The sequence below is a fragment of the Chitinophaga niabensis genome (assembly GCF_039545795.1).
In the GTDB taxonomy this organism is placed as follows: Bacteria; Bacteroidota; Bacteroidia; order Chitinophagales; family Chitinophagaceae; genus Chitinophaga; species Chitinophaga niabensis_B.
Genome location: NZ_CP154260.1, coordinates 528,645 through 555,235, shown reverse-complemented (window position 1 = coordinate 555,235; position 26,591 = coordinate 528,645). Strand labels below are relative to the sequence as shown.

The following is a 26,591-nucleotide window of genomic DNA, read 5'->3' as shown; positions in this document are numbered from 1 at the left end:
ACATGGTTCTTTATTATTTTTTAGTCATCTGCAAAATAGCCACCAGCGGTAAATGGTCTGAGGCCAGCTTTCCGGTGACCGGGCCATAACTGATCACCCTGAAATGATTTCCGGGTTTATACATAATATAATCGATCGTTCTGTCCGGCTTATCCGAAGGAAAAGTATAAGCACAATTCAAACATCCCATGGTGAACTGCTGTTTTAAGATGCCAATCGTCTGGCTCGTTGGCAAAGCATTCAGGTCACCTGCCAGGATCAAAGGAGTTTGCGTGAGATCCTTCACCAACCTGTTTGCCTGGAGAATGCGGTTATCTTCTGCTCCCAGGTGATCCAGGTGCGTAGCAGCGAAGTTGAACTTCATACCTTCTGCTTCTACGGTGATCATAGCCACAGACCTTGGTTCAGAACCTGCCAGCGCGATCGGTAATTCCAGCCGCAGGGAATCCAGGATAGGGAAACGGGAAAGCACGGCATCTCCATACTCACCACCATCATATGCCATGGCTTTGGTGAAGTAATGATACATACCGGTTAACCTGCCCAATTCTTTTGCCTGATCTACTGTAGCACCACTGCGTTTTGTATAGCGGTCCACTTCAGAAAGGGCTACCAGGTCCGGCTGAATAGATTTGATCACATCTGCGGTTCCCTGCAAATCTATCGCAGTGCCGGTCATGGGAATACCCCTGCGGATATTATAACTCAGCACTTTAACACGCACCTTTACGGAAGTATCCACCGGTACCGGAGGATTGGTACCGCCATTACTTTTACCACAGGAGAGCGCCAGAAAGGACAATAAAATCAATCTTATCATACTACTAATAATAAACCTGCATTTGAGAAATTACAGGAAGGTGATCACTGGTGGAAACAGTTCCTACTCTATTCTCTACTACCCTGAAACGGTTAGCAGGTGAATAGATAATATAGTCTGTGTTACTGGCAGGGTTGGTAGCCGGGTAGTTGAAAGCGCAACCTTCTGTACAGATCAGCGTAAAGCGTGTTTTTAAGGCCAGGTAGGTATCTCCTGCCAATTGATCATTGAAGTTACCGCCAACAATAACCGGCCCGTCATAAGGCTGTAAGAACTCCAGTAACTTAGCCGGCTGGCCAGCTCTTAAAGTAACGTTCGCATTGAAATGTGTACCGGCAAATGTGAGGATCTGCCCTTCTTTTACTTTCACTTTGATCACAGCCAGCGGACCGGGTTCGCCGGAAGGTGTGGGCAGTATAAATGCCGCACTGTCTGTGATCGGGAATTTGGATAACACGGCGGTACCATATTCTCCGCCATCATGATTAATAGCTTTGGCAAAGTAGCTGAACATACCCAGCTTCTTCGCGATCTCCGCAGGCATATCTACGTAACCGCTGCGTTTAGTATTCTTGTCTATCTCCCTGATCACGATCAGATCTCCACCTAATGGACGTAAAACATCTGCCACCGCATTCACATCAAATACGGTTGACTTCTTACCATAAGAGATCACTTTCAGGTTCAGGCCGTCTCTTTGTGCTTCCACTAAAAAGTAGGCGGTGCGCAGGTTCTCATTCACCGGTAGATTTCCTGTTACCTGCTCTATCGTAACCGGTAAAAGATATTTCTTCAGTGATTCCAGTACACCCGCTGTTTTAATCTGCAACTTCAGCGGTGCAGTACTTTGCTGCCCTTTGGCAATGATACCGCTGGTTTGCAACAGTTCATAACTGCCGGCCGGCATCACTTCGTAGGCAGTGCCGTTCAATTGATTGTAAGCTGCTACAAGCGATGCATCTACCTTGAACTTTACTTCCAGGTTATTGCTGTTATTACGCGGCCCGCCAAAGGCAGCGCCGAAGATGATGGTCTGTGGTGTATCTGCCATCACCAGGTTCACGATGGAAGGCAGGTTCACGGCCTGTGGCATATATACCTTTTCATACAATTCCGGATGAGGGATATCCTTATCGTACTTACAGGCGGAAATGAGAATAATTGATAGTATACTGAGTAAATACTTCATATCGAATAATGTTAAACGTGATCAATTACCATCCCGGGTTCTGCACAATGTTCTTGTCAATGTCTATTTCAGATTGCGGTACCGGGAAGAGATAATAGTTCTTCCTGAACACTCTTGTTTCAAATACCGACCTGCGATAGAATGCCGGTGGATCTGCATCTACGTTCATACCATAAAATGCACCACCTTCTGTTTGTTCTGCGATCTTCCAGCGGCGGGTATCAAAATACCGGAGGTATTCAAATGCCAGTTCTACCTGCCGTTCATGACGGATGGCTTCTCTCATTGCTACCTGTCCATTGGGCACAGGCAAAGGATTGGCGCCCTGGCCGTATTGCGGCACACCTGCCCTGTCCCGGATCATGTTCAGGTACAAGAGGATATCGCTATGCCCGGGTTCTGCTTCATTCAATGCTTCTACATAATTCAGCAGCACTTCTCCGAAACGGAACATGAGATAGGCCCGGTCCTGGTATTTACTGAGACGTGGATTGGTTAAAGGCGATACATTTTTACGGTTCAGGTAACCAGTGCGGGAATGGTCCCAGGAGCCTTTCTTACCTGATTCTCCGGAGAACCAGGTCTGGATCACTTTATTCCCTTCTGAAGGATTGATCCAGTAGCTGCCCGGATAAGATACGGCTACATAAAAGCGGGGCTCTCTTCCCACATACATATTGTAGGTACCAACAGTCGTGTATTTGGTTGCTGCGGTAGACATGCCTGTTTCCTTATAACCGGAAGCTGTATTGATGACAGGAGAACCATCTGCATTATAGCCGGTAATGGGCCGCATACCATTTTCCATTTCATAGGCATCTACCTGTTTTTGTGTAGGGCCTGTTGCAGAATATCCTGCAGCAATACCTCTCGGTGTAGCGGTACGCTCCCAGGCAGAGATGGAACTTTTTGCACGTGCAAAGATCCATTCGCTGTTCCAGGTATCTAAGAAAAGATCACGCAGGGAAATGATGGGATCGCTCTTTTTATACAAAGAGAAAAGCCCTTCATCTATGATTGCCTTGGAGGCATCTGCTGCCCTGCGCCATTTGGTGATATCTTCTGTTTGGTTGATCAGTTGTTTACCATCTGTGTTCTTAAAATTTGCATAGTCTTTATTCCCGTTGAATAAAGGACTCGCCGCATACAGCAGCAGGCGTGCCTTCACAGCCATGCAGGCTGCTTTGGTAGCACGGCCATAATCCATTTCACTTTGTACAGTGAAATGCAGCGGTAATTCCGTAGCTGCTTTATCCAGTTCTTCCACTACATAATTCACACATTCATCAAAAGAACTGCGCGGCAGATTGAGCCGCGGATCACTGATCGGTAAGTCAACAGGAATAGCATCATCCCCTACCAATACTGCAGGACCATATTGCTCCATGATCAGGAAGTAACAGTAAGCCCTGAGGAACCTGGCTTCTCCTGTATATTGTTTGATCAGTTCTGCACCGTTCGGTTCAAGGAGCAATTGCTCATTCTTACCTATGCGGGATATAAAGTAAGTAGCAGAACGGATACCCTGGTAGTATCCCTGCCAGAAGTTGTAGTAATTGGACAATGCATTCCAGTTACCGATATTGATCTTGAAAGAATAGTAATCAACACGGTCGTAGGACACATCTCCTTCATCAGAGCAACCAATCCAGGGAATACCTGCGGTAACGCCTGCATGGTCCCTGATAGCAGTGTTGTAAATATTGGCCAGGTATTGTTCAGAGAGGTCTCTGCGGTTAAACACCTGGTCTATGGTAATACGGTCATCCGGCACCTGGTCCAGGAAATTCTTCTGGCAGGCAGTTAAGGAAAATATCGTCAGCAGAAAAAGAGCGATTCCTGATCTGTACATGAGTTTGTGATTTTAGAAAGTAAAGTCAATACCGGCGCTAAATGTTTTGATCAGCGGGAAGGCAGCACCACTGCCATTACCCAGTTCAACATCCCATAGTTTGAATGGAGAGAACGTAAGGATGTTCACACCCTCTACGAATACAGACGCACTCTTCACCTTTGCCCTGTTGAGGAAAGCTTTGGGCATACTGTAAGCCAGCTGTGCATTCCTTAAACGGATGTAGCGGCCATTCTGTAACCACCAGGTACTTTCTGCATAGTTATCATTTACGGTACCGGGCGCTAAGCGCGGATAGAATGCTTTGGGATTTGGGTTCTCTTCCGTCCACCGGTCCCCGATATTACTGAAGAGGTTGCCATTGGCCATACCTTGCTGGAAGGGGATCATACCCTGACCGGTGAGATAGATATCTACATTCCCAATACCCTGGAACAAACCAGAGAGGGTGAAGTTTTTATAAGAGAGCGTTAACCCTACGCCATATACAATCTCCGGAATAGGACCGTAACCGATCGCTGTTTTATCATTTGCATCGATCACACCATCAGCATTCAGATCCTTGTATTTAATATCACCTCTGCGGGTATCACCTGTTTGCCTTGGGCTGTTGGCTACTTCATGATCACTTTCAAAGATCCCCAAAGCAATGTATCCAAACTTCTGCTGCACTTTCAAACCACGCTCTTCCAGCCATGGATAACGGCGTGCTGGTTCATCATTTTCAATCACCTTGTTGCGGGTGAAAGTGAAGTTGCCCAATAGCTGGAACTTAATATCCTTGCCTATTTTGCCGGACCAGGTAACGGAACCATCCACACCTTTGTTCTCAATGATCCCTACGTTGCCGAAAGGTACTCTCCGCAAACCGGCATAAGCAGGCACAGATTCTTTACGCAGGAAGATGCCTTCTCTTCTTTCTTTAAACAGGTCCACCTGTACATTAATACCTTGCAGGATCTGCAGGTCAAAACCCAGGTTGGATTTCTCTGATGTTTCCCAGGTTACATCTGACGCATATTCTCCCAGTTCCCTTCCTATATAGTTATTGTTCATGTTCTTACCGAAGGTATAGGCATTGCCACTGGCAGGAATAGTTTCTACTGTAGCGATGTACGCAAACCTTCTGCCGGTGATGTTGCTGCTGCCCACAATACCATGTGAGAAACGTATTTTGGCCACCTGTACAACCTGTTTCAGCGGTTCAAAGAATTTCTCTTCAGATAACAGCCATCCTACACCACCTGAAGGGAAAAATCCATAACGGTTCTTCGGTGTAAAGTTTTCAGAACCATTATAACCAAAGTTCAACTCCAGGAAGTATTTGGAGTTATAGCCATAGGTAGCACGGCCGGATACTCCTCTGAAACGGGTAGGCAGGGAGAGGATGAGGTCTTCTGTCTGCGTGTCTATCTTATCGCTTTGGTTATAGATCAGCATAGCACCTATGCTGTGTTTACCAAATTCATTCACATAGTTCAGTGACGCTTCATTATACAGAGAACGGTTACCTTGCCTTGCATTGGAATAACCGAGGAAATCATCTCCGCGCAATACTTCCTGGTAGATCAGCTTGCCATCAGCATCTCTTCCGGTAGCGCGGTAGGTGCTTGGTTTTTTTGTACGGCGCTGGCTGGTGTAATTGTAAGCATCAAAAGCAAACATGGCATTAATGGAAAGGCCTTTCACAAGAAAATCCAGGTCCTGCCTTACCTGTAAGTTTGAATATAACTGATTGCGCCACTGATTCGCATAACCGGAGTGTGCCAGCAATGCCCAGGGGTTCTGTACGGCGGCACCTGCAGGGATATCAGGTATCTTTCCATCTTTGTACATGGTAGGATACATGATGGGCGTTACAAAGTAGGCTTTCGCAAAAATGTCCGCAGCATTGGAGCCGGGGTAATTCACATTCGCGAGCCAACCCTGTAAACCTAACTTAACATTCGTAGTGCGTGTAGGTTGTAAAGTGATGTTAGTGGTAACGTTGTATCGCTTCATAGCGATTTCACTATTATAGCTATTGAGTGCATCTTTTTTGTACATACCCACTTCATCAAAATAACCGGCGCCTACATAGTAGCTGGCTTTTTCCGCACCGCCATTGATATTGAGGTTCACGCGGCGGCTACGGCCATATTTATCGAACAGTTCTTTAAACCAGTTCACATCAGGATATAATTCAGGGTCCGTTTGGTTACGCGTCATTTCTATCATTTCATCCGAATACATAGGAGCACCGCCTCTTGTGGTCAGCGCTTCGTTGGAAGCTTTCATATAGGTAACGCCGTCTGCAAAGTCAGGGATCTTGGTGAGCTGTGTGATCCCTTCATTGTACCTTAAACGTACCACTGGTTTTCCGATCTTACCGGTTTTGGTGGTGATCAGTATTACACCGTTTGCACCACGCACACCATACACTGCAGTAGCAGATGCATCTTTCAGCACAGTAAAACTGGCAATGTCTTCAGGGTCCAGGCTGCCCATATCACGAGGCACCCCATCTACAAGGATCAATGGTTTACTCAGTGCATTATCGAAAGTAGATACACCCCTGATCCATACATCGGCGCCGGCGCCGATCTCACCATTACGCTGTACGGAAATAACACCGGAGAGGCGGCCACCCAGCACAGTACTTAAGTTAGAAGCCGGGATCTGCAGCTCCGAGGGTTTTACGGAAGATTGTGCGCCAACAAGACTGATCTTTTTCTGTTGCCCGAAACCGATCACCACTACTTCATTCAAACCACCTTCCAGCGCTTCCATCACTACATTGATCTCATCCCTGTTGCGCACGGCTATGGTTTGTATTTTGAAACCGATGTAGCTGAACTCCAGGGAGTCTTTGGGATCTGCATTGATCTTGTATACCCCTTTTTCGTCCGTGATGGTACCGCCGGATTTTGCTTTTACGCGTATCGTAACACCTGGCAGCGCATTGCCTAAACCATCTTTCACGAAACCCGTGATCTCAAGGTCTATGCGTTTTACAGCAGCAACAGGAGCTGGAGCTGCCGCACTGCGGATCACTACACTCCGGCCTACCAGTTCCCAGTTCAGCCTGGCCGGCAGTAATAACTGGTTGAGCAGGTCGCTCAGCTTCTGGTCTGTAACCTTTAAGTTCACAGGCTGAGACAGGGAGGCATGTGTGCTGTAGATAAAAGCCACATCGGCCCGCTCGCCCAGTAATTTCAGCGCAGTTTCGAGCGATTCGTTCCTTAGCTGCAAACTGACCTTTTTGTCTAATACAGTCTGACCTTCCGCACTGCGTGAAAATGCCATTTGCAGTGAAAATAACAGGAAGGCAAACCCAATAACTGACCCTCTCATAATGACAAGGATTGTGTGTTTAGAGAACCGGTAAAAATCCATACATTTGATCGTTTTTAGGAACATTAAACATGGCCCCCATGTGCAGGTTGGCGCTCGCACGGGGGGCTTTTTCTTTATAGCTACAGGAATCCCGTTCAGGCTTGTTGCCAAACCTGTCAGGTATTTTTAAACTTCCGGGAAATAATAATTTCTAGTCTTTAATGATGACAGCCGTTCTCTGCGTGGATAATGACCCTTTTTCCATCTGCTTTATACGTGGCATCAATTGTTTTACATATTAATTGCAATACTTCATCTATCGTTTGGTTGACATGGAACCTGCCTGTTATTTCACATTGTTTTGAACTATTATTACTGATCTCTATGCTGACATCATAATGGCGTTGCAATACCACCGTAACTTCTGACAGCGGCATATGGAAAAAGTTGAGCTCTCCTTTCACCCATGCTTCCGGCTCCTTCTGAAACACCCCATGGCTCAGCTTTCCCTGCTGTTTATCAAACACACCGGCTTCTCCTTTTTCCAGTATTATTTTTTCTGCGGCTTTACTCATTTCCACTTTCCCGGTGATCACACCTACACTGATCTTTCCATCTTTGGGATAAGCCTGGATGTTAAAACTCGTACCCAATACCCGCGTACGCACTTCACCGCTGGTGATCACAAAAGGCAATTCGCTGCTGGCCTTTACATCAAAGAAAGCTTCCCCTTCCAGGATCACTTCCCTTGTTTCCCAGTCTGCCATATAGTGCAGTTTACTTGCTGCATTCAGCACCACCACAGAACCATCGGGCAGCTGGATCCTTTTGGTGCCTGCAAGGCTCTCTATGGTTTCCATCTGCTCAGGCCTGTTCATCAATATATACATCAATGCAGCACCCAATACCACTACGGCAATGGCTGCTACGCGCAGGATCATACGCAGCGGCTGCCGGCGGGCCGGTATTTTAATTGACTGGCGAACATCCTTGTACAGCGCATCCAGGTATGCCTGCTGCGCCGTAGCCGTCATGTTATGCCATTCACCCTGATCTGTATTCCTGCTGTTTAACCAGTTCAGCACCTGCTCTTCCTCTTCAGGAGTACAGGTGCCGGCCTGGTATTTATCCAGTAGTTTGCTTAATTGCTCTTGATCCATCGTTGGACTTTACATCTATATTGTCGAATGAAAAAATACGGTGGTACTATAAGGGGCAAAAATATTTTCAGAGAAAGAAAAAGAACATCCGCTTCAGGGAAAAGCGCAATTGCTTCAAAACCATGGTGAGTTGATTCTTTACGGTTTGATTGGAGATATTGAGGGTGCTGGCAATCTCATTCACACTCATGTGCTGTTGCCTGCTGAGGCGGTAAATTTCACGGGCCCGGGGCGGCAAACGGTCCAGCTCTGCTGAAACCGCATTGTCAAGGTCTTTATAGATCAGGGTATTACCGGTGCTGTTATCTACATCATTATCCGATGTTTCTACTGCTGCCAGATAGTTTTCGTGTAACATATTACGGCGTAAATGATCGATCACCCTGAAACGCACGGCTTTCATCAGGTAAGCACGAAGGGATTGTTCAATGTGAAGCTGCGCACGTTTTCCCCAGAGTTCTACCAACAGGTCGTGAATGATATCTCTTGCCTCTTCCAGGGAAACCAGTTTCCCTGCAGCAACATCCATCATTTCCTTTGCATATTGATGGTATAACCATTCAAACGCAAGAAGATCACCTTCCCTGAAACGGCGCACCCATTCGGCTTCTTCTATGTTGGTCATTCCGCTCATGAATTGTTAAAATACCCAAAAATAACTAAGAATCAAATTAACAGTTAACCGCTGCCCTTTAGTTTATTGTTAAGAAAAAAGGCCCGATGGATCACCGGGCCTTTTCTTTATTTTTTACTGCGTTGTGCAATGAAGTATAGTGGTATACCTAACAGGATGATACCCAATCCCGGAATAGCGTAATTAGGCTCATAGATCAGGAGCAGAATAGCCAGTGACAATGCAATCAGGATGTACAATGCCGGCAATACAGGATACCCGAAAGCTTTGTAACTACGGGGAACATCCGGCCGTGTTTTACGCAGGATGAAGATCCCCAGGATGGTGATCACATAGAATACCAGTACACCAAATATCACCATGGCCAGCAGGTCGTTATACTTACCGCTGAGGCAAAGTACACAGGTCCAGGCACATTGGATCCAAAGGCCAAAACCCGGTACATCATCTTTATTCAGTTCACCGGCCTGTTTGAAGAACAGTCCGTCTTTAGCCATGGTATAATAGATGCGCGCACCGGATAAGATCAATCCGTTATTACAACCAAAAGTAGAGATGATGATCATCACTGCAATGGTTGCAGCACCAACCCCCGCTCCGAAAATGCGTTCTGCTGCTGCTACACCCACCCTGTCTGAAGGCGCAAAAGCAATCTCGTTGAAAGGCAGTACAGCCAGGTACATGAAGTTGGCGGCTACATAAATAATGGTTACAATAAAAGTACCCAGGAACAATGCCCTGCCAATGTTCTTCTGCGGATTTTTGATCTCTCCGGCAATGAAGGTTACATTATTCCAGGCATCGCTGGAAAACAGAGTACCTTTCATGGAAACAGCCACTGCACCAAAGAAAGCCATAGTGGTTAAACCGGTGGTCACCAGCTGGCCATCCGCCATACTGAGACTGTTCAGCTCCCAGGCATTTGCCCAGTTGGCATTCCAGATCTCTGCTTTGGCGCCGATGATCAATCCGAAGATGATTAATCCAAAAAGAGAGAACAGTTTGGTAAAGGTGAAAACAGTTTGAATGATCTTACCATTTTTCACTCCCTTTGTATTAATAAAAGTGAGCAGGATAACAGAGAGCATGGCCACCACCTGTGCTACAGACACATGAAAGCTGCCTATTTCAAAGAGATAATTCTTCTCCCCCAGTTCCGGCGCCAGGTAACCTACATACTTGGCAAAAGCCATGGCCACCGCAGCAATGGTACCCGTTTGGATCACCCCGAACTGCGTCCATCCAAAGAGGAAGGCGATGAATGGATTGTAAGCTTCCCGCAGGTACACATATTGCCCACCTGCTTTAGGGAACATGCCGGACAGTTCTCCATAACTGAGCGCAGCAATCAGGGTTACAATACCCGCCAATACCCACATGGCCATCATCCATCCGGAAGAGCCCATGGAGCGTGCTACCTCCGCGGATACAATAAAAATACCGGATCCTATCATGGAACCGGCTACGATCATGGTGGCATCCACCAGACTTAGACTTGGTTTGAAAGAGTTTTCCTGGTTGATTGACATGTGAGGTTGATAAGGTGGTTTATAAAAAAATCCCGGTGTAATATACCGGGATTAAATTTAATATATTTCAGGATTACATCCTGCGACTTATTTTTTAGCGGCTGCGTTCAACTCCTTGATCACCTCGGTGGTCACATTGTAAGCCTCATCCTTGTACAGGATATTGGTAGCTCCGCTGCGATAGGAGAAAATGAAAGCATAACGATTGTCTGCATTGAATTTCTTCACGCTTTCATCCAGGCGTTTTTGCAGGTCTTCATTGAACTGTGCTTCTTTGGTTTGCAGTTGTGCATACAGGTTCTGGCGATTTTGTTCATGCTGCTGGGCTTTCTTCTGAAGGCCCATTTGCGCTGCTTCACCTTCTGCCTGCGTCATAGTAGGCGCTTTTTGCTGCAATACCTGTAATTCGTTCTGTAATTGCCTTTCGCGGGCACTGATCTCATTCTGGGCTTGCTCTTTTTCTTTTTCAAGTGCCGCCTTTTTTTCTTTAAAGTAGTCGTAGTGTGCTTCCAGGGAATCAATATCTACATACGCCAGCTTTAGAACTGCGCCCGAGGCGGGTTGTTGTACAGAAGAATTATTAGCTGCGGCGTTCTTTTGATTAGCTTGTTGGCAGGATGCGAATACACCGGCTACCGCCGCCAGGAATAATCCATTTTTCACAAAAAGTTGACGAGTGTACATGTTGATCGGTAGATTTTTAACCCTTATAATATGAAATAGAAATCTTGAGGCGGCTAAAATAAGGTTTTTGGGATATAAAAAAACGTTAAAATGGATTTTTATAAAGATGTGCAATTAATCTTGTGAGGCCACCTGCCTGTTATATACAAAAGGCCGCCCCCATAAGGAAACGGCCTCTTAGTTGGCATATTAATGTCTTATTTAACTTTTTCCAGCAATATCTCGGGTTCATCGGTAGTCAGGTAATCCACACCTGCTTTCAGGTAAGCATCCATTTGCTCGGGTTTGTTCACCGTCCAGATATTCACGTTGATGCCGTTTTTCTTCGCATCCTTAATGATATTGATGTCTTTATCTATCACCTTGAAGTTGTAGTCAAAACCCCAGATCTTGTCTGCTTTCAGCTCTGCGGGTGTTTTATCTCCATTCAGGTAAGCCACCTTGGCAAAAGGGTTCAGTTCCACGATCTTTTTGCAGATATTATAGTCGAAGCTGATGTACAGCATCCAGGCCTCACATTGATGTTTGCGGATCAGTTCCACACATTTGGTGGCCAATTCCTCTCCCCTTACCTTGCCTAAACCGGAAGGTTTCAGCTCCAGTACCAGGTGGGTAGTATTCTGTTTCATGCCTTCGAGGATGTAATCTTCAAATAAAGGAACATGATCACCTTTATTTAATGGTATGGTGGTAAGATCTGCCACTAATGTTTCCTCGACCTTTTTACCCCCGATATGGTTATCATGAGAAAGTACGGGTATGCCGTCCTTTGACAGCCATACATCGAATTCAGTACCTTCTGCACCAATGCGGATAGCATCTTTCAGGGAGCTGAGGGAGTTCTGGCTGGAGCCTGTATTTTTCCAAGCACCGCGGTGAGCTACCACTTTATTACGGTGAAAATCATCTCTTACAAGGATAAAAGTTTCGCGCGCATCGCCACTCTGAACGGTTACGGCATATTTGAAGGAAGGCACATTCGCCGCCACACTGTTTTTCTTATTCAGGCGTAATTCCCCTTTTTTGCTGATGATGAAGAGGCCTGAGGTATCTTCCACCAGTTTAGCTGCCTGGGCAACACCCTGAGCATTAAACACCTGTCCCACCAGGGCACCTTTTTTAGCCGCGGGGATCTTGTAATTGTTCAACAGCAGGGAAGGCACCTGCCCATGAACCGCAACTGCTGCCATCAATGCAGGGATCATAATCAGACTTTTGCTCAGTCTATAACGTAGACGCATGGTATTGTGTTTTTATCTTTCAAATAGTTACTTTTCGGCTTACAATATACTTTTATATTGTTGTATTTTACTTACAATTTAATTTCTCGCCAAGGTAATATGAATCTCTTGTAAACGTGAATGGTTTTGATTAAATTACCATTAAAGAATAAAAACCGCCAAAACATTAACCATATACCATCGCATGCCCCTTCATATCCATGTAAAAATGATAATCCATGTGGCTTAAGCTCCAGATCCGCTCCATCCTGTATGCAGGCACCGCTAACATTACAGACGATGATCAGCGTGCCCGGATACTACGCAACAATGCTGTTGCGCTCTTCACCGGCATGCTGGCATTGATCTTTGGCCTCTATTATTATTTTATATCCAAAGAGGAAGGGATCCTCTATGGTGTACTCACAGAAGCTGCCTGTTTTTTTACGGGTATTTTATGTAACAGATTAAGGCTGTATACCGCAGCTACCATCATTGTTCAGTTCACCAACCTGCTGGCAGTGGTCTATTTCGGCTGCCTGCTCAGCCTGAATATGGAAGCCAGCCTGCTGGCCATCTTTATTGTTGGTACATCCTTCCTGATCCTGAAGGACATCAGCTCCCGGGTTATTTCCATTACCGCCACCTTTGTGGCCCTGGCTTTAATGGAACTTAACCGGCATTATCCGGTGATCATTCCTATTGTTTTTGAACCAGCCACTGCACTGATGGTGCATTATACAGCCCTGTTCGTGATTGTACTGCTTAGCTGCCTCACCATTGTATTATACGTCTGGCAGAACGACCGGCTGCTGCTTAAAATAAAAAGCACTACGCATAACCTTGAGCAGCATGCTGTGGAACTGGAACGCACGAATGAAGCTTTGGCAAAAGCCAATCTCACCAAAAGTATTTTCCTTCGGGAAACCAGCCACGAGATCCGCAATCCGCTGAATGCCATTTACGGGATCAGCCAGTTACTGATGATGGAAATGGATAAAACAGACCAGTTAAAGTCCATCTCCAAACTGATCATCCATCTTCATTCCGCCAGCTACAATGTTACCCAGATCATCAATAATGTGCTGGAATTATCCAAGCTGGAAGCCGGTGTGCTGGACGATGTGCGGAAGGATCATTTCAATATGCAGGAATGGATCAGCAACATTATCCATATCTACCAATATGTGGCTGACCTGAAGGGTGTAAAAATTGAACTGGAAATAGACCTGGATATGCCGGAAAGGATGATCAGCGATAAAGTAAAACTTACACAGGTTGCCAACAACCTGCTGATCAATGCTATTAAGTTCACCGCTGACAACAGCGTAATTAATGTTCACCTGTACCCGGAAAATGATCAGTGGGCTTTGGCCGTGAGTGACCAGGGCGCAGGCATTCCGGAAGAAATGGTGCAGGCCATCTTTGATCCTTTTATCACAAAGCAGGATGCCTTTATTGATGGCACCGGCCTTGGCCTGCCCATCGCCAAACGGCTGACGCAGTTACTGTATGGAGAGATCAAAGTGCGGCGTAATGAAGATGGCGGCAGCACTTTCATTGCCGCCTTCCCTAAGGAAGAACATGTGCTCCCTCCTGCCGCGGCTGAAACTAATTTCCTGCCAGATGATGTGGATTACAGCGATAAAGTAATATTAGTGGTGGAAGATAATATGATGAACCAGATGGTGTTCTCTAACTTCCTTTCCCGTTCCCGCTGCAAACTGATCCTGGCAGATAACGGCCTGCAGGCATTGGAAAAAGCCAGGGTCCAGGTACCGGACCTCATACTGCTGGATATGCATATGCCCGTGATGGATGGATATGAAACACTCCTTGAGCTGAAGAAAGACCCCAGGTTAAAAGATATTCCGGTGGTAGCTATCTCAGCAGATTCATTCAAAGAAGCGGTGGAAGAAGTGATGCAGGCCGGTGCGAATGACTATGTATTGAAACCTGTTCAGTTCAGGCCTTTGTATGAAGTGGTGGGGAAATACCTGAAACCACAACCCGTGGTTATCTGAAACCCGAACCGACAACAGCCTGCTTGCCTGCAATAATCTAAAAATCCTTTCCTATAAAAAAAGGGAGCACTTGTGGTGCCCCCTTTATTCTCTATCATTAACTACGTTCGAAGTTGTAACTATTCCTCTTCGTCAAACTGGAACACTTCTTTAGAAGATGCCAGGATATCATACTCTTCTTTAGAACCTACGATCATATTTTCAAACTCTCTCAAACCAGTACCGGCCGGGATCAGGTGACCAGTGATCACATTCTCTTTCAGGCCAAGCATGTCGTCTGTTTTACCGTTGATGGCTGCAGAAGACAGTACTTTGGTAGTTTCCTGGAAGGATGCGGCAGAGATCCAGCTGTGTGTACCCAGAGATGCTTTGGTGATACCAAGCAACAGCGGGCTGGACGTTGCAGATTCCGCATCGCGGTATTCCACAAGCTTTTTGTCCGCACGGCGCAGTACAGAGTTCTCTTCACGAACCTGGCGCAGGGAAACGATCTGACCAGCTTTCATGGTACTGGAATCACCTGCTTCGGTTACTACTTTCTTATCGTATATCTGATCGTTCTCTTCAAAGAATTCAAACTTATCGGTAGTATCGCCTTCCAGGAAGCGGGTATCTCCCGGATCCTCGATGGTTACTTTACGCATCATCTGACGCACGATCACCTCAATGTGTTTGTCGTTGATCTTCACACCCTGTAAGCGGTATACCTCCTGAATTTCATTCACCAGGTATTCCTGAACAGCAAACGGTCCTTTAATAGACAGGATGTCTGCAGGTGTGATAGAACCATCGGACAATGCGGTACCGGCTTTCACGAAGTCACCATCCTGTACAAGGATGTGGCGTGTCAACGGAACGAGGTACTTCTTGATATGTGATTCGCGGCTTTCGATGATGATCTCACGGTTACCACGTTTGATGTTACCAAATGCTACCACACCATCAATTTCAGAAACGATGGCAGGGTTGCTCGGGTTACGTGCTTCAAAGAGCTCCGTAACACGTGGCAGACCACCCGTGATATCCCTCAGCTTACCGATCACGCGTGGGATCTTCACGATCACCTGACCCGCTTTTACGGAAGCACCTTCTTCGAGTATTACGTGAGAACCTACAGGTAAGTTGTAAGATTTGCTTTCCTTGTTGCCATCAACGATGAGGGAAGGGATCTTATTCTTATCCTTAGTTTCGATAACCACTTTTTCACGGTGACCTGTTTGCTCATCCGCTTCTTCGCGGTAAGTGATACCATCGATGATGCTATCAAAACGGATCTTACCGGCAATTTCAGAAACGATAACGGCGTTGAACGGATCCCAGAAGCAGATCACATCACCTTTCACTACTTTCTGACCATCTTTCACTACCAGGGTAGATCCATAAGGTACGTTGTTAGTGATCAGGAGACGGTCGTTCTTCACATCCATGATCCTCAATTCACCGGTACGGCCGATAACCACCTGTACTTTCTCACCTTCGCTGTTTTCGAATGTGGTAGTACGCAGACCATCGAACTGAACAGTACCATCAAATTTAGCGGCGAGGGTAGACTCTACTGATGCAGAGCCGGCCACGCCACCCACGTGGAAGGTACGGAGTGTCAACTGTGTACCTGGTTCACCGATGGACTGTGCTGCGATGATACCAACGGCATCCCCACGTTGTGTGGTGTAACCGGTGGCAAGGTTTTTACCATAACATTTCACGCACACTCCTCTGCGGCTTTCGCAGGTAAGTACGGAACGGATCTCCACTGTTTCAATGGTGCTATCTTCAATATGTTTGGCAATTTCTTCTGTGATTTCCTGACCTGTAGATACGATCAGCTCTTCAGTGATCGGATCAAACACATCGTGCAGGGAAGTACGGCCCAGGATACGATCGTACAGTGGTTCTACCACCTCTTCGTTATCTTTCAGGGCAGATGTTGCAATACCACGCAGGGTACCGCAATCTTCTTCCGTGATCACCACATCCTGTGCAACGTCTACCAGACGGCGGGTCAGGTAACCCGCATCCGCCGTTTTCAACGCTGTATCCGCAAGACCCTTACGGGCACCGTGCGTAGAGATGAAGTACTCCAATACGTTCAGACCATCTTTGAAGTTGGAAAGGATCGGGTTCTCGATGATCTCGGAACCGGAAGAACCACTCTTACGTGGTTTTGCCATCAATCCTCTCAAACCAGCCAGCTGTTTGATCTGTTGTTTAGAACCACGCGCACCGGAATCCAACATCATGTATACTGAGTTGAAACCTTGCTTATCATTGGCGAGCTCACGGATCAGTGTTTCGGTCACTTTCGTGTCCACACGGCTCCAGATGTCAATGATCTGGTTGTAACGTTCGTTGTTGGTGATCAGACCTGTGTTGTAGTTATCCCACACTTCATCCACCTCGCCGGCCGCCCCATCGATCATGAGTTGTTTGGCTTCAGGGATGATCAGGTCATTGATATTAAAGGACAGTCCGCCACGGAATGCTGTACGGAAACCAAGGGTCTTGATATCGTCCAGGAATTTCGCGGTTTTTGGAATGTCTGTTGCTTTAATGATATCACCGATGATCTCGCGCAGTGATTTCTTGGTGAGCAGGGCATTTACGAAGCCTGCTTCACGCGGAACGAACTGGTTAAAGATCACACGGCCTACTGTAGTTTCGATCAGCTTTCTTTCCAGCGTGCCGTCCGCTTTACGCAGATCTGCTTTTACGCGGATATTAGCGTGAAGGTCAACACGGCCTTCGTTGTAAGCAATGATCACTTCTTCAGCAGAGTAGAAGGCTTTACCTTCTCCTTTGATCACTTCTTCAGCCGTAGTTTTCTTACCCTTGGAAATGTAGTACAGTCCGAGTACCATGTCCTGTGAAGGCAGGGTGATGGGCGTACCGTTCTGCGGGTTAAGGATATTGTGGCTGGAGAGCATCAGTAACTGGGCTTCCAGGATAGCAGCGTTGCTCAATGGAACGTGTACCGCCATCTGGTCACCGTCAAAGTCAGCGTTGAACGCAGAACACACCAGCGGGTGAAGCTGAATGGCTTTACCTTCCACCAGTTTGGGCTGGAATGCCTGGATAGACAAACGGTGAAGGGTTGGAGCACGGTTGAGCATCACCGGGTGACCTTTCAGTACATTCTCCAGGATATCCCAAACCACTGCTTCTTTTCTATCTACGAGCTTTTTAGCTGATTTAACTGTTTTTACGATACCTCTTTCGATGAGCTTACGGATAATGAACGGTTTAAACAGTTCAGCAGCCATATCTTTCGGTAAACCACATTCATGCAGTTTCAGTTCAGGCCCTACCACGATAACGGAACGACCGGAATAGTCAACACGTTTACCAAGCAGGTTCTGACGGAAACGGCCTTGTTTACCTTTCAGTACATCGGAGAGAGATTTCAGTGCACGTCCGCCTTCTGCTTTAACGGCATTGGATTTCCTGGAGTTATCGAACAGGGAATCCACGGCTTCCTGCAACATCCGTTTTTCGTTCCGTAAGATCACCTCTGGTGCCTTGATCTCGATCAGGCGTTTGAGACGATTGTTACGGATGATCACACGGCGATACAGGTCGTTCAGGTCAGAAGAAGCAAAACGGCCACCATCCAATGGTACAAGCGGACGTAATTCCGGTGGTACAACTGGAATGTATTGCATCACCATCCATTCAGGACGGTTATCAACACGGCCATTGGCATCACGGAAAGCTTCTACCACACTCAAACGTTTCAGCGCTTCCGCTTTACGTTGCTGGGAAGTTTCAGTGGCAGCCTGGTTACGGAGTTGGTAAGAAAGACCATCCAGATCTATGCGGGACAGCATCATTTCTACCGCTTCAGCACCCATTTTGGCGATGAATTTATTCGGATCTTCATCCGGCAGCATCTGGTTGTCTTTCGGAAGGGTATCCAGGATATCCAGGTACTCTTCTTCAGTCAGCAGATCGCTGTAGTTCAGTCCTTTCTCTTGTTTCACTCCGCTTTGGATGATCACGTATCTTTCATAATACACGATCGTTTCCAGTTTCTTGGAGCTCATACCGAGCAGGTAACCGATCTTATTAGGTAATGATTTGAAATACCAGATATGAACAACAGGCACTACTAAACGAATATGACCCATTCTTTCACGACGTACTTTCTTCTCTGTCACTTCAACACCACAACGGTCGCACACAATGCCTTTATAACGGATACGCTTATATTTTCCGCAATAACATTCGTAATCCTTTACAGGTCCGAATATCCTTTCGCAGAACAAACCATCACGCTCGGGCTTGTAAGTACGGTAGTTGATGGTTTCGGGTTTCAGCACCTCTCCATAAGAACGCTCCAGGATGGTATCCGGAGAAGCGAGACTAATGGTGATGTTACTGAAATTTGATTTAGGACGATTTTCTTTTTTGATGGCCATTATATGTTATTTAAAGAAAACTCATTGGAAATGCATGGTCTGAGATGCCATGGCCTGTTTGTCTTCACATGATTATACGACAGCTCCCGCTTGTGCGGGAACTGCCTATATATAATAATCTTAATCAAACTTCAGGTCCAGACCGAGACCACGTAACTCATGGATCAATACGTTGAAGGACTCTGGTACACCGGCTTTCGGTATATTGTCTCCCTTCACGATTGCTTCATAAGCTTTCGCACGGCCTACGATATCATCGGACTTAATTGTGAGCAACTCTTGCAGGATGTTGGCGGCACCGTATGCTTCCAGGGCCCATACCTCCATCTCACCAAAACGCTGACCACCGAACTGGGCTTTACCACCCAGGGGCTGTTGCGTAATGAGACTGTATGGTCCGATAGAACGGGCGTGCATCTTGTCGTCCACCATGTGGCTCAGTTTAAGCATGTAGATAATACCTACTGTTGCTTTCTGGTGGAAGCGCTCGCCGGTTTCTCCATCACTCAGGTAAGTGTGGCCGAAGCTTGGCAATTTAGCTTCAGTGATGTATTCTGCGATCTCTTCCACGCTCGCACCATCGAAGATAGGCGTGGCGAATCTTACACCCAGTTTCTGACCGGCCCATCCAAGAACGGTTTCATAGATCTGGCCAAGGTTCATCCGTGAAGGTACCCCAAGTGGGTTCAACACGATATCAACCGGGCTTCCATCTTCCAGGAATGGCATATCCTCATCGCGTACGATCTTGGCCACGATACCCTTGTTACCGTGACGGCCTGCCATCTTATCCCCTACTTTCAGCTTACGTTTGCTGGCCAGGTAAACCTTTGCCAGTTTCAGTACGCCCGCTGGCAGTTCATCACCGATAGAGATGTTGAACTTCTCACGTTTGTAGCGGCCCAGCTCCTCGTTGTACTTAATGTTAAAGTTGTGGAGGAGGAAGTTGATCTGGTCGTTTGTTTCCTGATCAGTTGTCCAACCCAATGGGTTTACAAACTGGAAGTCAACATTCGCCAGGTTCTTGTTGGAGAATTTAGAGCCTTTGGAGATCAGTACTTCACCGTAAGTGTTGGTGATACCTGCAGACGTTTTGTCTTTCAGCAGCAGCAACAGTTTACCCATCAGCACTTCCATCAGGTCTTCTTCATTCTTCTGATGTATTTTTTCCAATTTCTCCAATGCCGCTTTTTCACGGGTCTTGGAGTTCTTGTCTTTCTTAGCGCGGGAGAACAGCTTCTTGTCGATCACCACACCTTCTGTAGATGGTGGTGCCTTCAGGGAAGCATCTTTCGCATCGGAAGCTTTATCACCGAAGATCGCTCTTAAGAGTTTTTCTTCAGGAGAAGGGTCAGATTCACCACGTGGGGTGATCTTACCGATCAGGATATCTCCTTCTTTAATATGCGCACCTACACGGATGATACCGTTCTGATCCAGGTCCTTGGTGGCTTCTTCGCTCACGTTCGGAATATCCGGAGTCAGTTCTTCTTCACCCAGTTTGGTATCACGTACTTCCAGTTCGTATTCATCGATATGAATAGAGGTGAACCAATCTTCTTTGGCAACACGCTCAGAGATCACGATCGCATCCTCAAAGTTGTATCCTTTCCATGGCATGAAGGCCACTTTCAGGTTACGGCCGAGGGCCAGCTCACCTGCACGGGTAGCGTATCCTTCTGTTAAGAAGTCTCCTTCTACCACTCTTTGTCCTTTCTTCACGGCAGGACGGAGGTTGATACAGGTGCTTTGGTTGGTTTTAACGAACTTGGTCAGTTGGTAGATGATCAGATCATCTTCAAAGCTTACCAATTTCTGCATTTCGTCACGCTCATAGCGAACATGGATCTCATTTGCATCCACGAACTCTACCACACCCTTACCATTTGCAGTGATCTGCAGACGGGAGTCGCGTGCTGCTTTTCCTTCCAGGCCGGTACCTACGATAGGCACCTGTGGATTGATCAGCGGTACAGCCTGACGTTGCATGTTTGATCCCATCAACGCACGGTTGGCGTCATCATGTTCCAGGAACGGGATCAGGGAAGCACTCAAACCAACGATCTGGTTTGGAGCCACGTCCATATATTCTACTTCTCCACGGTCCAGGATCGGGAAGTCGCCGGTTTCGCGGGACTTCACTTTCTCGTTGGTGAAGGAGCCTTTATCGTCCAACGGAGCGTTGGCCTGGGCTATTTTAACAGAATCTTCTTCTTCAGCGCTCAGGTATTCGATCTTGCTCATATCCACTTTACCGTCTTTTACTTTACGGTAAGGCGTTTCAATGAATCCCATTTCATTCACCATGGCGTGTACGCACAGGGTGGAGATCAGACCGATGTTTGGTCCTTCAGGGGTTTCGATCGTACAGAGACGGCCGTAGTGGGAATAGTGTACGTCACGTACCTCAAAGCCTGCTCTTTCCCTGCTCAAACCGCCGGGCCCGAGTGCGGAGATCCTGCGTTTGTGCGTGATCTCAGACAGTGGGTTGGTCTGATCCAGGAATTGAGACAATTGAGAAGTACCGAAGAAGGAGTTGATCACGGAGGACAATGTTCTCGCATTGATCAGGTCCACTGGTGTGAACACCTCGTTATCCCTTACGTTCATTCTTTCACGGATGGTACGGGCCATACGAGCCAGACCTACGCCGAATTGTGCATAGAGCTGTTCTCCCACGGTACGTACACGGCGGTTGCTCAGGTGATCGATATCATCGATATCAGCTTTACCGTTGGTCAGTTGAACCAGGTATTTGATGATGGCGATAATATCCAGCTTGGTGAGCACCTTCATGTCCAGCGGAGTAGGCAGGCCCAACTTACGGTTGATCTTGTAACGGCCTACATCTCCGAGGTCATAACGTTTATCAGAGAAGAATAATTTATCAATGATACCCCTTGCTGTTTCATCATCCGGCGCATCGGCACCACGCAATTGGCGGTAGATGTGCTGAACGGCTTCCAGCTCGGAGTTAGATGTATCTTTGTTGAGGGTGTTGTAGATGATGGCAAAGTCGCCGCTCACCTCTTCTTTCTGTACAAATACAGATTTCACGCCCATGTCTGTGATCAGCTCGATATTGGTTTCATCCAGGAAACTGTCGCGTTCCAGAACGATCTCATTTCTTTCGATGCTCACCACCTCACCGGTGTCCTCATCCACGAAATCTTCCACCCAGCTACGTAAAACGCGGGCAGCCAGCTTTTTGCCGGTGTACTTTTCCAGGTTCTTGCGGTCTGCTTTAACTTCGTCAGCCATACCAAACAGCTCCAGGATATCCTTGTCTGTTTCGTAGCCGATGGCACGCAACAGGGTGGTTACCGGGAATTTCTTCTTACGGTCGATGTACGCGTACATCACATTATTGATGTCCGTTGCAAACTCCATCCAGGCTCCTTTGAAGGGGATTACCCTTGCAGAGTAGATCTTGGTACCGTTTGGATGTACAGATTGACCAAAGAATACACCAGGAGAACGATGGAGTTGAGATACAACTACCCGTTCAGCACCGTTGATCACGAAAGTGCCCCTTGGGGTCATGTAAGGGATATTCCCGAGGAATACGTCCTGTACAATTGTCTGGAAATCTACGTGCTCCTCGTCGTTACAGCTCAGACGGAGTTTTGCTTTGAGCGGCACGGAGTACGTAAGCCCCCGCTCAATACACTCTTCGATGGTATAACGCGGAGGGTCTACGAAATAATCAAGGAACTCCAGATTGAAGATATTTCTCGTATCTGTGATCGGGAAGTTTTCCTTGAATACTTTAAAAAGGCCTTCGTTGTTTCGCTTGTCTGGTGTGGTTTCTAATTGGAAGAAATCCTTGAAAGATTGAATTTGGATAGCCAACAGATCCGGTGTCTCAGCAACTTGTTTGATCTTTCCAAAATTAATTCTTTCGTTAGTTTGGGCTTTTTTTAGAGACATATTCGAAGTTAGCAGTTAATATAACTTGTATGAATAAGGGAAATTAATGATTCTTTGTCAAATACATCAAAATTCTTGTCTTTTGAAGGACACTTTCCCAAAGGGGTAAGGTCAAAAGTGCAAAAGCACTTTTGACCTCAAAAAGATGTATCTAAAACAAAGAATTACTGAATTTCAACTTCAGCGCCAGCTTCAGTCAGCTTCGCTTTCAGATCTTCTGCTTCAGCCTTGGCTACGCCTTCTTTGATAGCTTTAGGAGCACCGTCTACCAGTTCCTTAGCTTCTTTCAGACCAAGACCGGTCAGATCTTTAACGATCTTCACTACGTTCAGCTTGCTAGCGCCAGCAGATTTCAGGATTACGTTAAAGGCAGTTTTTTCCTCTACAGCAGCGGCTCCACCACCACCATCAGCAGCTACAACAACTGCAGCAGCAGCTGGTTCGATACCGTATTCGCTTTTCAGTACGTCTGCGAGTTCTTGAACTTCTTTAACAGTAAGACCTACTAATTGTTCAGCTAATGCTTTTACGTCTGCCATTGTATGATATTTTTGAAATTGTTTTTTAAAATTTGTTGTTGTTTATATTGTGACTTGGAAGCCATGTTAATTGGGCCACTGTAGCTTATTCAGCTGCAGGTGCTTCTGGTGCTGCATCAGCTGCGGGAGCTTCAGGAGCAGATGGTGCGGAAGCTTCGGGAGCTGCAGCAACTGCTTCTCCTTCTTTCTTTCCTTTCTCGAGCAAAGCAGCGATAACGCGTTTTGCAGGAGACTGCAACAGACCGATAACTTCGCCGATGAGTTCGTTCTTGGTTTTGATCTTCACCAGGCTAGCCAGCTGGTTGTCGCCCAGGTACAGTTCGTCAGCGATGAAAGCTGCTTTCAGTACTGGTTTTTCCAGTTTAGCGTTTTCCTTACGGAAAGTGGAGATGATCAGCGCAGGCTCTTTCGGGCTGTCTGAGAACATGAGGGCAGTTACGCCATGCAGTGCTTCGTAAACACCAGCATATTTCTCATTGTCCAGGCTTTCCAAAGCTTTTCTGATGAGGGTGTTTTTAGCCACCTTCATTTCTACCTTCTTATCGAAGCACACCTTTCTGAGGTGGTTCACCTGCTCAACGCTCAGTGACTCAGTATTGGTGATGTAGAAGTTGCTATATTGAGAGAACTTACCTTTCAGCAGCTCTATTGCCTCTGTTTTTTGATCTTTCGTCATTACTCAATAATTAGTTTTGAACAGATTTGGTGTCAATTACAATACCAGGGCTCATGGTGCTCGCCATGGATAAGCCTCTCAGGTAAGTACCTTTTGCAGTAGCCGGTTTCAGCTTGATGATCGCATTGATCAACTCCTGGGAGTTTTGCTCGATCTTATCAGGTGCAAATGAAATACGGCCGATAGAAGCGTGGATGATACCAGCTTTATCTACTTTAAAGGTGATCTTACCGCCTTTAACCTCGTTAACAGCAGCTGCTACATCGTTGGTAACAGTTCCTGTCTTAGGGTTCGGCATCAGGTTACGTGGACCGAGGATCTTACCCAGTTTACCGATCTTAGGCATCACGGAAGGAGTAGCGATGATTACATCGATATCCGTCCAGCCAGCTTCGATCTTTTGGATAAATTCATCCAGACCAACGAAATCTGCACCCGCTTCTTTAGCAGAAGCTTCTTTATCAGGTGTGCAAAGAACCAATACTTTCTTAGTCTTACCAGTACCGTGTGGAAGCGTAACAGAGCCACGGATCGCCTGGTCAGCTTTCTTAGGATCAACGCCTAAGCGGATATGTAAATCGACGGAAGAGTCGAATTTAGTACAGTTAATGTCTTTAACGAGCGTGGATGCCTCTTTCAGGCTGTATGATTTATTCTTGTCCACCTTCACGTCAGCCACTTTTCTTTTCTTCGTTGCCATTGCAGAATGATTTAAAAAAAGTTAAGATTAGTTTTCCCAGGGGGCTTTACCGTCTACAGTAATACCCATGCTACGTGCTGTACCGGCAACCATTTTCATAGCGCTTTCCAGGGTGAAGCAATTCAGGTCAGGCATCTTGTCTTGAGCAATAGCCTCAACTTGTGACCAGGATACTTTGCCTACCTTGTTACGGTTAGGCTCTTTAGAACCACTTTGCAGTTTGGCAGCTTCCAGCAGCTGTACAGGTGCAGGAGGCGTCTTAATTACGAAGTCGAATGATTTGTCAGTGTAAACTGTCAGCAAAACCGGCAATACCTTACCCATTTTATCCTGGGTACGGGCATTGAACTGTTTGCAGAACTCCATGATGTTCACACCTTTGGAACCCAAAGCGGGACCAATCGGAGGTGCAGGGTTGGCTTGGCCGCCTTTCACCTGCAATTTCACGTACGTTGCGATCTCTTTTGCCATTGATGTCTGTTTTAATTTGGTTAAACGTCCTCCTCCTCGTTTTACCGGGAAGAAAACTCCCAAAACTCAAAAGTCTTTAAAAGACCTTTCAAGGGGGATGCAAAGGTAGGTATTAATTAAATAAATAGCAAAAATTGTTTGGAGTTCGGCATTTTTTTTGCTATTATCCGGAGATTGGGAATAAAATTAATAGCTAAAGCCCTATTCATCAATATATTAGGTTTCTAATACAGCTTACAAAGATACGGATTTATATTGTATTTTATGCCACAAATACCTCGTATGCGTCTTTTGATCTCCCTTTTTAGTCTATTACCAGTTATTACCATGGCCCAGGCTCCTAAAGAATACCGCTTTCTCGTTGGCACCTACACAAAAGCAATGCATGTTTGCAGCTTTAATCCCGCCACCGGCAACATTTCACTGATAAATACAGTGGAAGGATTAAATAATCCCTCTTTCCTCACCATATCTGCCGATGGGCAACATGTATACGCCGTCAGCGAAGCAGGGAAAACGGAAGGCGGGGTCTATGCCTTTACATTCGAGAAAACCAGCAGTAAGCTAACGCTCCTCAATACCCAGCCTTCCGGGGGTACCAGCCCCTGCCATATCAGTATAGATAAAGCCGGGCGAAATGCGATTGTTTCCAATTACGGAAACGGCAGTGTAACCGTACTGCCCATCCTGGAAGACGGCAGCCTCGGCGCTCCGGTACAAACCATTCAGCATACAGGCTCGGGCCCTGTAGAAGGCCGGCAGGAAGGGCCGCATGCACATTCTGCCACTTTCTCCCCGGATGAGAAACAGGTGTTTGTAGCAGATCTGGGTATAGATAAGATCATGGTGTACGATTATCACCCGGAAAATAAACAGGCTCCCCTCACTCCTGCCGCCATTCCTTTTATTGTTACACCGCAGGGTATGGGCCCCCGTCACTTTACCTTCCACCCCAACGGCAAATATGCTTATGTGGTGGGAGAGCTCAGAGGGAATGTAGTATCCTACGCTTATGAGAACAAAACACTGAGACTACTCCAGTCCGTTTCCACCTCCCCCTGGGCAAGTCCCAAATTTGGCCTGGCGGATGTGCATATCTCCGCGGACGGCGATTTTCTTTATGTGAGCGACAGGGAGCGGCAGAATTACCTGGTTATCTTTACGATCGACAGCAGCAACGGGGAGATACGCTATTTCAAACGGGAACCCACTTTAGGCGAAACCCCACGGAACTTCCTCATAGGCCCTTCCGGTAAATTTGTGCTGGTGGCCAACCAAAACTCTGATAATATCGTTGCTTTTAAGAGGGATACCGCCACAGGCCTGCTCAGCCGACCTACCAATCAACAGTTCAGTATAAAGGCACCGGTCTGCCTGCAAATGATCCCGTAAAATAGGTGTGGCACCATGCATAAAGTTGTCAAAACAAGTAT

The 26,591-nt window shown here is 46.6% G+C and carries 17 protein-coding genes; 2 read left to right on the top strand and 15 right to left on the bottom strand.

All coding sequences use genetic code 11. The annotated features are described in order from the left end of the window. Positions 1-13: 13 nt before the first annotated feature. The 9 genes from AAHN97_RS02425 to AAHN97_RS02385 form a co-directional block, all read right to left on the bottom strand. Positions 14-820, bottom strand: coding sequence for an endonuclease/exonuclease/phosphatase family protein (locus tag AAHN97_RS02425; RefSeq protein ID WP_343305961.1), 807 nt, complete (start codon positions 818-820; stop codon positions 14-16). 4 nt (positions 821-824) lie between these two features. Beyond that, positions 825-2,009, bottom strand: coding sequence for a BT_3987 domain-containing protein (locus AAHN97_RS02420; RefSeq protein WP_343305960.1), 1,185 nt, complete (start codon positions 2,007-2,009; stop codon positions 825-827). 25 nt (positions 2,010-2,034) lie between these two features. Continuing rightward, positions 2,035-3,861, bottom strand: a complete 1,827-nt coding sequence (locus AAHN97_RS02415; protein ID WP_343305959.1) for a RagB/SusD family nutrient uptake outer membrane protein — start codon at positions 3,859-3,861, stop codon at positions 2,035-2,037. A gap of 12 nt (positions 3,862-3,873) precedes the next feature. Beyond that, positions 3,874-7,194 (bottom strand): SusC/RagA family TonB-linked outer membrane protein, encoded by a 3,321-nt coding sequence (locus AAHN97_RS02410; RefSeq protein WP_343305958.1) that lies wholly within the window; start codon positions 7,192-7,194, stop codon positions 3,874-3,876. A 200-nt stretch (positions 7,195-7,394) separates the two neighbouring features. After that, complete coding sequence (locus AAHN97_RS02405; RefSeq protein ID WP_343305957.1) at positions 7,395-8,336, bottom strand: FecR family protein; 942 nt, start codon at positions 8,334-8,336, stop codon at positions 7,395-7,397. 67 nt (positions 8,337-8,403) lie between these two features. Continuing rightward, positions 8,404-8,961, bottom strand: a complete 558-nt coding sequence (locus AAHN97_RS02400; protein WP_343305956.1) for an RNA polymerase sigma factor — start codon at positions 8,959-8,961, stop codon at positions 8,404-8,406. A gap of 116 nt (positions 8,962-9,077) precedes the next feature. Then, complete coding sequence (locus tag AAHN97_RS02395; protein ID WP_343305955.1) at positions 9,078-10,499, bottom strand: APC family permease; 1,422 nt, start codon at positions 10,497-10,499, stop codon at positions 9,078-9,080. An 87-nt stretch (positions 10,500-10,586) separates the two neighbouring features. Then, positions 10,587-11,183, bottom strand: coding sequence for an OmpH family outer membrane protein (locus AAHN97_RS02390; RefSeq protein ID WP_343305954.1), 597 nt, complete (start codon positions 11,181-11,183; stop codon positions 10,587-10,589). Between the two features lie 197 nt (positions 11,184-11,380). Further along, positions 11,381-12,424 (bottom strand): glycerophosphodiester phosphodiesterase, encoded by a 1,044-nt coding sequence (locus AAHN97_RS02385; protein WP_343305953.1) that lies wholly within the window; start codon positions 12,422-12,424, stop codon positions 11,381-11,383. A 218-nt stretch (positions 12,425-12,642) separates the two neighbouring features. On the opposite strand from AAHN97_RS02385, the gene AAHN97_RS02380 reads away from it, so the two are divergent. Then, positions 12,643-14,427: a hybrid sensor histidine kinase/response regulator gene (locus AAHN97_RS02380; protein ID WP_343305952.1), complete on the top strand. Its 1,785-nt coding sequence runs from the start codon at positions 12,643-12,645 to the stop codon at positions 14,425-14,427. 119 nt (positions 14,428-14,546) lie between these two features. On the opposite strand, the gene rpoC is transcribed toward AAHN97_RS02380, so the two are convergent. The 6 genes from rpoC to rplK all read right to left on the bottom strand — a co-directional run bounded on the left by rpoC (position 14,547) and on the right by rplK (position 25,158). Next, complete coding sequence (gene rpoC / locus AAHN97_RS02375) at positions 14,547-18,842, bottom strand: DNA-directed RNA polymerase subunit beta' (RefSeq protein WP_343305951.1); 4,296 nt, start codon at positions 18,840-18,842, stop codon at positions 14,547-14,549. A 120-nt stretch (positions 18,843-18,962) separates the two neighbouring features. Further along, the gene (rpoB, locus tag AAHN97_RS02370; RefSeq protein WP_343305950.1) at positions 18,963-22,772 is read right to left on the bottom strand and encodes a DNA-directed RNA polymerase subunit beta; all 3,810 of its coding nucleotides are present in this window, start codon (positions 22,770-22,772) and stop codon (positions 18,963-18,965) included. Between the two features lie 164 nt (positions 22,773-22,936). Further along, a complete protein-coding gene (gene rplL / locus AAHN97_RS02365; protein WP_343305949.1) occupies positions 22,937-23,311 on the bottom strand; it encodes a 50S ribosomal protein L7/L12 in 375 nt (124 codons plus the stop codon). Between the two features lie 85 nt (positions 23,312-23,396). Beyond that, positions 23,397-23,987 (bottom strand): 50S ribosomal protein L10, encoded by a 591-nt coding sequence (gene rplJ / locus AAHN97_RS02360; protein ID WP_074239950.1) that lies wholly within the window; start codon positions 23,985-23,987, stop codon positions 23,397-23,399. Positions 23,988-23,997: 10 nt separating this feature from the next. Then, the gene (gene rplA / locus AAHN97_RS02355) at positions 23,998-24,687 is read right to left on the bottom strand and encodes a 50S ribosomal protein L1 (protein WP_074239951.1); all 690 of its coding nucleotides are present in this window, start codon (positions 24,685-24,687) and stop codon (positions 23,998-24,000) included. Between the two features lie 27 nt (positions 24,688-24,714). Further along, positions 24,715-25,158 carry a 50S ribosomal protein L11 gene (gene rplK / locus AAHN97_RS02350; protein ID WP_074239952.1) on the bottom strand — a complete coding sequence of 148 codons (444 nt, stop codon included), beginning with the start codon at positions 25,156-25,158 and terminating at the stop codon, positions 24,715-24,717. Between the two features lie 282 nt (positions 25,159-25,440). On the opposite strand from rplK, the gene AAHN97_RS02345 reads away from it, so the two are divergent. Next, positions 25,441-26,550, top strand: coding sequence for a lactonase family protein (locus AAHN97_RS02345; RefSeq protein WP_343305948.1), 1,110 nt, complete (start codon positions 25,441-25,443; stop codon positions 26,548-26,550). Positions 26,551-26,591: the final 41 nt, after the last annotated feature.